General features: G+C 62.0%; 9 protein-coding genes. All 9 read left to right on the forward strand.

What is annotated here, in order from left to right; translation table 11 throughout:
* The 9 genes from ACSAMM_RS02745 (at position 1) to ACSAMM_RS02785 (ending at position 12,639) form a co-directional block, all read left to right on the forward strand.
* Positions 1-1,497 carry an NHL repeat-containing protein gene (locus ACSAMM_RS02745; protein ID WP_457789583.1) on the forward strand — a complete coding sequence of 499 codons (1,497 nt, stop codon included), beginning with the start codon at positions 1-3 and terminating at the stop codon, positions 1,495-1,497.
* On the forward strand, positions 1,494-2,126 hold the full coding sequence (locus ACSAMM_RS02750; protein WP_457789585.1) for a Yip1 family protein: 633 nt from the start codon (positions 1,494-1,496) through the stop codon (positions 2,124-2,126). The genes ACSAMM_RS02745 and ACSAMM_RS02750 overlap by 4 nt, the downstream gene beginning before the upstream one ends.
* 16 nt (positions 2,127-2,142) lie before the next feature.
* The gene (locus tag ACSAMM_RS02755; RefSeq protein WP_457789587.1) at positions 2,143-4,377 is read left to right on the forward strand and encodes a DUF5696 domain-containing protein; all 2,235 of its coding nucleotides are present in this window, start codon (positions 2,143-2,145) and stop codon (positions 4,375-4,377) included.
* A complete protein-coding gene (locus ACSAMM_RS02760) occupies positions 4,374-5,261 on the forward strand; it encodes an ABC transporter permease subunit (RefSeq protein WP_178722926.1) in 888 nt (295 codons plus the stop codon). The genes ACSAMM_RS02755 and ACSAMM_RS02760 overlap by 4 nt, the downstream gene beginning before the upstream one ends.
* Before the next feature lie 13 nt (positions 5,262-5,274).
* The gene (locus ACSAMM_RS02765; protein ID WP_178722925.1) at positions 5,275-6,258 is read left to right on the forward strand and encodes an ABC transporter permease subunit; all 984 of its coding nucleotides are present in this window, start codon (positions 5,275-5,277) and stop codon (positions 6,256-6,258) included.
* A gap of 176 nt (positions 6,259-6,434) precedes the next feature.
* A complete protein-coding gene (locus ACSAMM_RS02770; protein WP_457789589.1) occupies positions 6,435-8,690 on the forward strand; it encodes an AraC family transcriptional regulator in 2,256 nt (751 codons plus the stop codon).
* Positions 8,691-8,728: 38 nt separating this feature from the next.
* Positions 8,729-9,988 carry an extracellular solute-binding protein gene (locus tag ACSAMM_RS02775; RefSeq protein ID WP_178722922.1) on the forward strand — a complete coding sequence of 420 codons (1,260 nt, stop codon included), beginning with the start codon at positions 8,729-8,731 and terminating at the stop codon, positions 9,986-9,988.
* Positions 9,969-10,718 (forward strand): hypothetical protein, encoded by a 750-nt coding sequence (locus ACSAMM_RS02780; protein WP_457789591.1) that lies wholly within the window; start codon positions 9,969-9,971, stop codon positions 10,716-10,718. Before ACSAMM_RS02775 ends, ACSAMM_RS02780 begins: the two co-directional genes overlap by 20 nt.
* 43 nt (positions 10,719-10,761) lie before the next feature.
* A complete protein-coding gene (locus ACSAMM_RS02785; protein WP_457789593.1) occupies positions 10,762-12,639 on the forward strand; it encodes a right-handed parallel beta-helix repeat-containing protein in 1,878 nt (625 codons plus the stop codon).
* Positions 12,640-12,665 lie beyond the last annotated feature (26 nt).

Here is a 12,665-nt window from a genome sequence, read left to right on the forward strand (position 1 = left end):
ATGCACATGCGGCGACACAAATGGCTGCCACGGCTGGCGGCGGGGCTGTGCGCGGTTCTGCTTCTGTCCGGCCTGCCGGCCTCGGCCAGCGTCCCCTACAACAGCTATGTTTACGACCGATACAGCCGCCCGACCCCGGCGCCGGACGCGTATGTCCCGGTGGGGACGATAGACGGGCAGATGCTGGGGGTGGGGGCCTTCAACGCGCCCCAGGACATCTTCAAGGACGCGGCGGGGCGGCTCTACGTGGCGGATACCGGCAACAACCGGATCGTGGCTCTGGCGGCCGATCGGAAGAGCGCCAAGGCGCTGTCCACCTTCCGCAACGGGGACAAAACCGAGACGCTGAACGCCCCCCGCAACGTCTTTGTGACGGCGGACGGGATTTACTACATCGCCGACACCGGCAACAAGCGGGTGCTGGTGGCGGACGGGGACGGGAACGTCCTGCGGATTCTGGGAAAGCCGGACAGCGACCTGTTCGGGGCGAACACGGAATTCAAGCCCCGGGACCTGGTGGTCACCTCGGCGGGTACGGTGTACGTGCTGGTCGAGGGGGTATACCAGGGGGCGGTGATTTTCAGCCCGGACGGGGAATTCGCCGGCTTCTACGGCAGCAATAAGGTGGAGGTCAGCCTGTCTCTGCTGGCCGATTTCTTCTGGAAGAACTTCATGACCAGCGCGCAGAAAAGCCGGATGCGGCGGTATGTGCCGGTGCAGTATTCCTCCATCCAAATCGACAGCGAGGATTTTGTCTATCTGACCACCGAGGCGGCCTCCAGTCCCAGCGAGCGGGTGCGCAAGCTTAACCCCCTGGGGCAGAACATCCTGCGCTCCAGCTCCAACGACAAGCTGTTTTTCGGGGATACTGGCACCTTCCAGCTCCAGGGCGAGACCTATGAGACGGCGCTGACGGCCATCGACGTTATCGACGGCAAGTACATCACCGTCCTCGACCGGAGCCGCAGCCGGATTTTCCAGTACAACCAGGAATGCGACCTGCTGACCGTCTTTGGATGCAGCGGCTCCCTGGAGGGGGCGTTCACCGAGCCGGTGGGCCTCTGCGGCGTGGGAAACAACGTGTTCGTGCTGGACGCCCAGCGCAATGCCATTACCGTATTTGAGCTGACCCCCTACGGCGAGACGCTGCACACGGCTATCGACATCTACACCGACGGGCGGTATCAGGATTCCCTGCCCTACTGGTACGAGATCCTCAAGTACAACAGCCTGTCCGTCCTGGCCAACCGGGGCATCGGCAAGGCCCTGTACCAGGTGGGGGAGAGCGAGAAGGCCGTCGAGTATTTCGAAAAGTGCAACGACACCGACGGGTATTCCAGCGCCTACGGGGATATCCGCAAGGCGGGAATCCGGGCCAACTTCTACGCCATCGCGCTGGGACTCGCGCTGCTGATAGTCGCGGGTTGGCTGTGTAAAAAGTTCCGGGTATTCCCGCGGCTGCTTCGCCGGATCCGAGAGAGGAGGAAGGGCGCATGAATTACGCGCAGATGTCCAAGGCCCGGTATCTCTTCTATCTGCTCGTCCATCCGGTGACCGCCTTCGAGGAAATGAAGTTCAACAAAAAGGGTTCGGTGAAATACGCCACCCTTCTGCTGGCGCTGTTCTACGTCTGTTCGGTCGTCAGCCAGGTGGGCACCGGGTACCTGTTCAAGGACAAGAACCTGGAGGACGTCAACATCTTCGGTATCCTGGCGGGCACGGTGGGGCTGGTCATCGTCTGGTGCGTGGCCAACTGGATGCTCTGCACTCTGCTCGACGGCAAGGGGCGGTTTTCCGAAATCTGGGTGGCCACCTGCTATTCCCTGCTGCCCTATGTGCTGTTTTCCATCCCCATGACGGTGTTAAGCCACTTCCTGACCAACAACGAGGCCATGTTCTATCAGGCGGCCATGACGCTCATCACCGTGTGGGTGGCGGTGCTGCTGTTCATCGGGATGATGACCATGCACCAGTTCAGCCTGTCCAAGAACGTGCTGACCATGGCGTTCACCGTGGTGGGCATCGCGCTGATTTTGTTCTTGCTGGTGCTGATGTTCACCCTGGGGCAAAACGTGGTGTCCTTCATTCTGACCATATTTAACGAACTGAACTTCCGGTTCCGCTGAGAGGGGGCTTGCACAAATGAAACGAATCGGTTTGCTGGTGCTGGCCCTGCTGACGGTCTGCGGCCTGACGCTCAGCGCCGTGCCGGCCCTGCCGGCCGCGGCCCAGCCCGCTCCCCCCTCCGCGCAGGCGGTGGAGGAGCTGGCCACCAAGGGACTAACACCGGTGGCGGAGAACGCGGCGCTCATCCTCTACGCCGACTCGGCGACGGGGAACGCGGCGCTGTATCACAAGGCGAAAGGGGTTTTCTGGTACACCAACCCGCCGGAATATTTGGGGGAGAAGCCCACGGGGCAGGAAAAGGTGCTGGCCTCCGCCCAGATGAAAATCACCTTCTATGACAAGCAGTTCGTGCAAAACGAGCTTATCAGCACCGTCGGTTCGCTCAACAAGGGCGGGATGACCTGCCAGAAAACGGCCGACGGGGTGCAGTTTACCTACCGCTTCCCCCAGCAGGGGATCACCGTGCCTCTGCGGTACACGCTGCGGGCGGATTACCTGGAGGTATCCGTGCCGATGGACGGGGTGAAAGAGGAAGGAGAGTACACCCTCTCGACCATTGCGGTGCTGCCCTTCTTCGGCAGCGGCGCGGCGGGGAACGAGGGCTATCTCCTGGTGCCGGACGGCTCCGGCGCCCTCATCGACTTCGCGGACGCGTCCCGGGCGCCCAGCGCCTATGCCCAGCCGATTTACGGCCGGGATCGGGTGACCACCAAAATCCGGGACACCTACGCCTCCGAGACGGCGCGGCTGCCGGTGCTCGGCATCCATCGGCAGGAGGGCGGCCTGCTGGTGGTGGCGGACAAGGGGGCCGGGCTGGCCACCGCCAACGCCCAGCTGTCCAATCTCAAGGAAAAGCGGAACATGGGGTATTTCTCCTTCCTGTACCGCCCGGCGGATCGGATGACCCTGAACAGCAGCGACCGCAACGCCCGGGAGGTGCTGGCCTACGCCAGCCGCCCGGCCGAGACCGACGCGCTGTCCCTGCGGTATTATCCGCTGGAGGGGGCGGGCACCTATTTCGACATGGCCTCCCGCTACCAGCGGCTGCTTGCCGAGGAGCAGGGAATGACCCGCAGCGAGTTCGGGGACGACCTGCCCTTCTACATCACCAGCTACGGCGCGCTGGAGAGACGGGGGAGCGTGTTCTGGATCCCCGCCGACATCGTCGTGCCGCTGACCACCTATTCCCAGATGACCGCCATGCTCGGAGAGCTGCGGCAGGCGGGGCTGAAGGGGCTGACGGTGGATTACCGCGGCTGGCAGGACGGGGGCTACATGGGCAAGCTGCCGACGGGCGGCCGGCTGGAAAGCAAGCTGGGTTCCAAGAAAGAGTTCGCCGCCCTGTTCGACACGGCGCAGGCTAACGGGGACCGGGTGTTCGCCGGGGTGAACCTGGTGGATTTCTACAAGACCGGCAACGGGTTCTCCAAGTCCTCGAGCGTGGCCCGCACCGTCACCGCGGCCCCAGCGCTGCAGTATTCCTACAGCTTTATCAGCGGCTTCTATAACGAGCGGCTGGCCCCCTGGTACCTGCTCTCTCCCCTGAAATACGGGGAGGTGCTGGACAAGGTGCTGAAAAAGACCGACTATGCCTACGCGGGGCTGGGGCTGGGCACGGCGGGCAGCGAGCTGTATTCCGACTTCCGCAAGGGCGGGCACGACCGGCTGGGCATCCAGGCCTCGTATGTCGAGGCGTTCCGGAAGGCCGCGCAGGCGGGGCCGGTGATGGCCGACGACGTCAACGCCTTCCTGCTCCCTTACGTGGATTACGTGGCAGGGGCGCCGGCGGAGCATAGCCGGTTCGACATCGAGAGCCGGCGGGTGCCCTTCTACCAGCTGGTGCTGCACGGGTATAAGAGCTATTCGGTGCCGGCGGTCAACCTGAGCGCCGACGCGCACACCCAGTTTCTCTACGCGGCGGAGACGGGGGCGTCGCTGCAGTACGTGTTCAACAGCCAGAACTTCGACCGGGTGGAGGACACCTACCTGCAGGGCATTTACAACTCCAACTACCGCGACTGGCAGGAGGAGGCGGCCGGGTACTACGCCCGGCTGAGCGGCCTGTACGCTCAGGTAAAGGGCCGCGCCATCGTCAACCACACCCAGCCCGCCGACGGCGTGGCGCGGGTGGACTACGCGGACGGCGTTACGGTGGTGGTCAACTACGGCAAGGAGGCCTACGCCGGGGAGCTGGGCACCGTGGGGCCGGAGGACTTCGCCGTGTTTCAGAGAGGGGAGGGAGCGGCATGAGAAAGCTGTCCACGCTGGAAAAGCGGAACGAACGCACGGGCTACCTGTTCATTCTGCCGTGGATCATCGGGTTCCTGATCTTCTTCCTGTCGCCCATCGTCAACTCCCTGCTCTACGCCTTCCAGAACGTATCGGTGCGGGCTGGCGGCTTGGATCGGCCCTTCGTGGGCGTGCAGTTTTTCAAGCAGGCCCTGCTGGAGGACGACGCATTTCTGCCCAAGCTGTCCGCCGCGTTCGGCGATCTGGTGTATCAGGTGCCCATCATTCTGGTGTTCAGCCTGTTCGTGGCCGTGATTCTCAACCAGAAGTTCAAAGGGCGGGGGGCGGCCCGCACCCTGTTCTTCCTGCCGCTGATGCTCTCCTCCACGGTGCTGCTGTCGGTGATCAAGGGGGACGGCGCGGTGCACAGCATATCGGACACCACCTCGGTATACATGGTGTCCTCGGTGGACATATCCAGCGTCCTGTTTCAAATCGGGGTGCCGGAGGAGCTGCTGTCCTTCATGACCTCGGTCATCGACCGGATTTTCGACATGACGTGGATGTCGGGCATCCAGATTCTCCTGTTCCTGTCGGGGCTTCAGTCCATCCCGGGCAGCCTGTATGAGGCGGCCAGCGTGGAGGGGGCCACGGCGTGGGAATCCTTCTGGAAAATCACGGTGCCCATGATCAGCCCCATTATCCTGGTCAACGTCATCTTCACCATCATCGACAGCTTCACCAGCTATTCCAACGGGCTGATGCAGTATATTCTCAGCGAGACCAGCCAGCTGCACTATTCCTACGCGGCGGCCATGACCTGGATTTATTTCGCGGCCATTATGGCCGTGCTGGGGGCCATCCTCGGGCTGGTGTCCAAGAAGATTTTCTACAGTGTGGAGTAAAGGAGGAAATCCCATGCAACTGACGGATCGGCTAACCGCGAAGGTTTCCTCCGACATCCTGACCAAGGCCCGGCTGAACAAGGGAAAAACATGGCTGTGGGCGATTTTTCGGCTGTTTTTGTTCATCGGCATCGGCTATGTCATCCTCTATCCCATCCTGTATATGCTCAGCACCACCTTCCGCAGCGACGCGGACATCCTCGATCCCTCCATCGTGTGGATCCCCAAGCATTTCTCCCTGAACAACATCAAGCAGGCCTTCGACGTGATGGAGTATCCCAAGGCGCTGGCCAACACGGCGGGGATCAACATGGTGGCGGCCCTGCTCCAGGTGGCGGTCACCTCGGTGGTGGGCTACGGCTTCGCCCGGTACAAATTCCGGGGGCGCAGCCTGCTGTTCGGCCTGGTGCTGTTCACCATCATCGTGCCGCCCCAGACCACCATGATCCCCATGTTCTTAAAGTTCTCCAACTTCGACGTGCTGGGCATCGCGGAACTGACGCGTACCATCTTCGGCATGGAGGGGCAGGTAAAGCTTATCAACACCCCCTTCGTCATGTATCTGCCCGCCCTGTTCGGCATGGGGATCCGCTCGGGGCTGTTCATCTACATCTTCCGCCAGTCCTTCCGGGGCATGCCCAAGGAGCTGGAGGAAGCGGCGCTCATCGACGGCTGCGGGCCGCTGAAAACCTTCCTGCGGGTCATGGTACCCAACGCGGCCGCCATCTATCTGACCGGCATCCTGCTGTCCATGGTCTGGTACTGGAACGACTATTACATCTCCTCCATGCTGATGGATCAGACCAAGACGGTCACGGTGGCCCTGTCCCATCTGCGGGAGGGCATGTGGAAGTTCGTTTCCGGCAAGGATCTGGAGCTGACCATGCTGCGCATGCAGGCCGGGTGCCTGCTGGCTATCCTGCCGCCCATGGTGGTGTACTTTTTCGCCCAGAAGAAGTTCACGGAAAGCGTGGAGCGCAGCGGCATCGTGGGGTGATTGGAAAATCTTCCAGCACCACCGCGGCTGTCAAACCCGGCGCTTTATGCTATAATGGTGGAAATCGCGGCGAAAATCCGGGAGCGTAGCGGAATCCTCTCGGATTTGGTCGAAAGCGGCAGCCGGCGGCCACAGGCGCCGGGGCGAAAACGACGAGGGGCGGTGTGCGGAGGACTATGAGAAAGCGGCGCGTGAAAATACGCCGGAATGTCCGTGTATTCCGGAAGCTGCTGCTCCTGCTGGCGGGCTGCCTGCTGGTGTTCCTGCTGTGCGTGCGCCTGGGCACCAGGCGGATGGAGACGGAAATCCGGCAGCGGGACGACAGGCAGGCTTGGGATGCCCTCCAGCAGGTGGAGAACGCGGGCGAGATGCTTATCGACGAGCTGCTCGGCCTGTCGGAGGACATTGTCAGCCAGAAAAACCTGGTGGCTTTCAGTACCGGCGAAAAGGGCAAGGAGAGCCTGGTCGTCGAACTCCTCCGGGAGAAGATGGAATCCAGCACGCTTATCAACAACGTGTATCTCCTGTCCCCCGACCAGAACATCTGTGTGACGGCGAATGGACGGGAAAACCTGGCGGGCATCACCTCCATGCTGACGGAGGAGGGGCAGACGGTGCTGCTCAACCCGGCGGATTTCACCGGGCGGTTCCGGTTCCTCAGCCTGGCGCCGGGGAAGAATCCGGACAATTCCACCCTGACCTTTGTGCGACCGGTGATGGATGAGAGCGCGACACGGGTGGGGATGGTGCTGTTCCTGCTGGACAGGAACACGGTGAATATCCGCAACGGCGCTTTCATGCTGCCGTCCCGGTACGATCTGTACTGGCTGGACGGCACCGGGGTGCTGTACAACACCAACGAGGTGGCGGCGGCCGGCGCTCTGCGGTTCAGCGGCTTAAGGGAAAGCACGGCCCAGCTGGTGGAGGGGGAGGCTGGACGCGGGAAACTGCGGTGCTATTCCATGAAAAGCCCCCGCACGGAGTTGGCCTACGCCATTCTGACGCCGGACGAATCCTATGTGGGGACGGCGGCGCGCGTCTGGCTGCCGGTGACGGTGGGGGCGCTGCTGATTCTGGCGGCGGGGGGCTGGTTCTTCTTCCGGTATGTCCGCAGGCAGTCCCGCACCATCAGCAACGCTTTCCAGTTGCTTTCCGAAAAGGGGATCGTCAATATGGACGACACCGAAACGGAAGGGCTGGATAAACTGGTCGTCAAGCTGGTGGCGGAGAGAGAAATTCTATCTGACCGGCTAGACCATTTTCGATCCATAGATTTTGACAACAAGCTGGCGCGGGTGCTGGCGGGCGGGGAGGAGCCGGACGAGAGCTTCCGCTTCCTCCACGGGCTGTTCGCGGTCTGCGTCATCAGCATCGACAACCAGAGCGTGTTCCGCAAGGATAAATCCATCAACGCCTCGGAGGAAAAGGCACTCATCAAGCTGGTGGTGGACAATGTGCTCAGCGAGCACTACGTCTGCTATTCCCGGTTCGCCGGCAAGAAAATCGCCTGCCTCATCAATTTCCGGGAACGGGGAGACAAGACGGGGCTGCAGACCATCCTCGAGGAGCTGGAGGTGCTGCGCGGGGTATGTGAGGAGGAGCTGGAGCTCATCTTCGTGGCCGGCGTTTCCGGCGTGTCGGAAAACCGGGGAGACATCGGCGCCCTGTACGAGGAGGCCATCCGGGCCCAGGAATACGCCCGGGTGCGCTCCCTGCCGTTGGTGGCCTACGACGAGGTGGAGAAGAAGATCCGCAACCCGGAGGCGGCGGGCAACTATTACAAGCGGCTCATTGAGAAGGAGCAGCTGATCATTGAGAACTGCCAGCCTTGGAACTACCGCAACGTGGCGGCGGCGGTGGCCGATTTCGAGAAGCTGCTGCTGAGCAATCCGGTCAACACCTTCGACGAGGTGCAGGACAAGTGCAAAGAGGCGTTCCTGGCCATGGTGAACACGCTGCGGCAGAACCGCCAGGCCGAGGTGTACGACGCGCAGAGCGAGCGGCGGGACATGGAGGAGCTGCGCCTGTGCAACACCAGCGAACAGCTCCACGTGTTTTTCACCCTGTTCCTCAAAAAGCTGGACGACTGCGTGACCAGCAGCCGGGTGGAGGAGCAGGACTATTTCATCGCCAAGGTGGAAAGCATCTTAGAAAAGAACTATGCCGACATGTCCTTGAGCGTGGGGATGATCGCGGAGGAACTGAACATGCCCATGCGGCTGGTTTCCAGCCAGTATAAGCAGAAAACCGGCTACGGCCTGCTGGATCGAATCCACAGCTTCCGGGTGGAAAAGGCCAAGGCCATGCTGCTGGACACCCAGGACAGCGTTTATGAAATCGCGGAACGGTGCGGCTATGAAAATGTCAACACCTTCATCCGCGTCTTCCGGAAATACACGGGCAAGACGCCTGGGCGGTTCCGGGGGAACTGACAAGGGGCAAACCTATTAAGATACAGGAGGAATCGACTATGCAGGGAAAAAGATGGCTCATGGGCGCCGCGGCGGCGGCGCTGCTGCTGACGATGACGGCGGGCTGCGGGGACAAGGGCGGCCAGTCGGGCGGCGGCAGCGGCAAGCTTCCCATCAACAGCGTCAGCTTGCCGGAAAAGCTGGATGGGGACGTCATCAAGATTCTGGGCTACGCCGGCTGGGAAGCGGAGCATGAGGAAATCCGGAAAATCCTCAAGGACGCGTACGGCGTGACGGTGGAATACACGGTGCTCTCCAACTGGAAGGACAACGATAACAAAATTGCCACCGAACTGGCCAGCGGCAACTCCTACGATCTGGTGATCTCCGGCAAGAGCCTGGTGGACAAGAAGCTAGTGCAGCCGATCGACCAGTATTTCGACCTGGAGGATCCGATTTTCCAGAACACGAAGAAGCAAATCGAGACCCGCCGGTTCGGCGGCAAGCTGTACGGCATCACCTCCACCACCTATCCCCAGGTCATCCTGTATAACAAGACGGCCATCGAGAACAACGGGCTGGAGGATCCGCTGGAGACCTATAAAAAGGGCAATTGGAACTTCGACACCTTCATGACCCTGTGCAAGGCCATGTCCTCCGACGGGGACAACGGCAAGCGGAACTACGCCTTCTCCTCCTGGGATCCGGCCAATTTCCTGACGGCCAACGGCACCTATTACGTCAAGACGGGCGAGGACGGCAAGACCGTGCTCAACCTGGACGACCCGAAAATGTCCGAGGCGCTGACCTATTTCCGGGATCTGTCCTATACGGCCAAGGCCTTCACCTCCTGGCAGGGCTGGTCCTTCAGCGATTTCCAGGCGGGCAATCTGCCCATGATGATGGAGCGCTTCGGCAACAAGACCGCCAACGCGGAATTCAACTTTGACTGGGATATCGTGCCCTTCCCGGTGGGCCCCTCGGGCGACAAGGATTCCACCCCCGGCACCGTGGGCTTCTACGGCATCGGGGAGGGGGCCAAGAACCCCACCGGCGGCGCGGCCTACATCTACCTGTTCTGCCGGCAGGACTACCTCAAGCGGGGCGAATACCTGCGCAGCTATTTCACCGAGGAGCAGGCGAAGCTGTATGAAGAGCTGCAGGGTAAGGTGGAGGCCGTCCCGGATTTGGACGGCATCACCGACCCGGACAATCTGATGTACGACATCATGGGCGGCGCCGACGTGGCGGCCAAGGTACAGGAATATAAGCCGGTCTGGCAGGCCAAGCTGGACGACTATGCGAAAGCGCTTAAGTAACAAGGCCCGCGTGTGGGGCGGCCTGGGGGCGCTTGCCGTGTGTCTCGCGGCGGTGGGGGCGGGGCTGTTCCTCGCCGCCCGCCCCGGTGTTCAGACGGCGGCGCGGATAAACGGCCTGGACGTGGATGTGCGGGAATACCTGCTGGTGGCCGGCCAGGAACGGGGCGGCGTGCTGGCCGATTTTACCGCCCGGTACGGCGCGCAGGCGGACGAGGGCTTCTGGCAGCGCGAATGGGACGGTGAAACCCCGGCCCAAGCGCTGGAGAAGCGCACCCTCGATCGCTTGACCGTCGTCAAGGTGCAGCAGCAGATGATGCTGGAGGCCGGGGTGCTGGAGGACGCAGGGTATGAGGCGTTCCTCGAGGACTGGCGGCGGGAGAACCAGAGGCGGCGGCAGGCCCTGGAGCGGGGAGAAGCGCTTTATGGGCCCGAAAGCTACACGGAGGAGCAGTATTACACCCTCCGCCTGGACAAGGGGCTGCTGGCCCTGGCGGACAAACTGGCCGCGGGCGAGCTGAAGGTGACCGACGAGGAACGGCAGGCCGCGTACCAGGGGACGGATGCCTTTTTGTTCGAGGAAGACGGGACGCGCAAGCCCCTGGAAGAGGTGCGGGCCGTCCTCGATAAGCGGCTTGTGGAAGAGAAGTTCGAGAAAAAGACAGCGGCGCTGGCGGCGAAGGCCGCGGTGACCGTCCACCGGGACACGCTGGATAAGGTGCGATACAACTGACGGCGGCCGGATGGAATGCCTGAGCAGGAAAGGATGAACGCATATGTACACGACGCGGGGCCGGTACTGGATAAGCCTGTTGACGGCTGGCGCCTTACTCATGACCCTGGCCCTGGCGGGCTGTCAGCGCAAGGATCCGGATGCCTCCGGGGACGATATCAACTGGAATGTGGGAAGCAGCGCCTCCGTACCCGGCGACGTCTCCGGTGACACGGCTTCCGGTGGAGAGCCCTCCGGCGACGCCTCGGGAGACACGACCTCCGGCGATGCCACCCAGAACGGCGGGCGGCCGGTGAATTCCAGCGGTTCCGACGGCGGCACCACCAACGGACAGACGCCGAACGGGGATTCGAGCAAAACGCCGACGCCCGGCGGGGACAAAACTGAGCCGGCGGGCAAGCCTGTGACCTATTATGTGGATTCGGTGGCGGGCAAGGACACCAACAACGGCCTGTCCGCCAACGCCCCCTTCAAGAGCTTGGGCCGGGTGCCGCACGGCGATTTGACGCCGGGCTCCAAGGTGCTGCTCAAGGCGGGCAGCTATTTTAAAGAGCAGTTGGGACTGACGGCCTCGGGCAAGGAAGGCGCGCCCATCGTGTACGACATGTACGGCACGGGCGCCAAGCCGATCATCGACGGCGGCGGAAAATTCGAGGTCATCAACGTGCGCAACGTCCAGTATTTGGAGATGCGCAACCTGGAAATCACCAGCAAGGGCGCGAGCGGCAATATAGTCCGCGGCATTACGTTCACCAGCGGCGGCAAGAAGCACGCGGGCGGCGCGCTCAATCACATTTACCTGACCAACCTGACCATCCACGGGATGAAAGCCGTGGTGGGCCGGGGCTCGGCGGGCATCTATATCGAAAACGGAGAATCGCTTAACCCCTGCTGGTACAACGATTTCCGCATCGAAGGGTGCGAGATTTACGACACCGGCGCCTGTGGAATCATCATCAATTCCAACTACGGCAAACGGGCGGAAATCACCAAATGGGATTTGCAGAAGCTGCCCTTTACCCCTGCCACCAATGTGGTCATCAAGAACAACATCATCCGAGATCTGCCGGGAGACGGGATGTGGATCAGCACCACCAAGGGGGCGGTGCTGGAATACAACACCGTCTACAACACCGGCGACGGCACCAACACCGCCTACGCGGGCATGTGGCCCCACAACTCGGACGGCTGCGTGATGCAGTATAACGAGGTGTACGGCAACCGGCTGGGCGGCGGTGACGGCCAGGGACTGGACGTGGACATCAACTGCAACGACACGGTGGTGCAGTACAACTACAGCCACGACAACGAGGGCGGGTTCGTTCTCGTCTGCACCGACGGCGACAACAACAACTACAACCGGAACACGGTGGTACGGTACAACATCAGTCAGAACGATCTTCACGGCCTGGTGACCATCAAGGGCCGGGAGGTGACCGGTCTGAAGGTGTACAACAACACCTTTTACACCGACAAGGGATACTCCAACGGCACCATCGACACGCTGCTGTGGGGGAAAAACGACGCGGTGTTCACCAACAACATCTTTGTCAACAACTTCGCGGGCGGCAGCGGCTCCTACGGCCGGTTTGTGGACAACAAGGACGGCAACGGGGCCAGCACGTCCAACGGGGGGCTGACCATGACGTTCGAGAACAACGTATTCTTTGGCCGTTCCCCCGCCAAGGCGCCCACGGCGGAGGGGAACATCCGTGTGGCCGCCAGCAACAAGATCGGCGTGGATCCCGGCCTGACCAATCCCGGCAGCGGGAAGATTGGCCGGAGCACGGCGGGCGGCTATAAGCTGAAGAGCGGCTCGGCCTGCCTGGGCGCGGGCAAGGCGATCGCGAACAACGGCGGCAAGGATTTCTTCGGCGGCAAGGTCGCGGGCACGCCGTCCATCGGCGCGCACCAGGGATAACACGAACCATAGAGAGGGGGGCCGCC

The sequence above is a fragment of the Anaeromassilibacillus sp. SJQ-5 genome, from assembly GCF_054108045.1.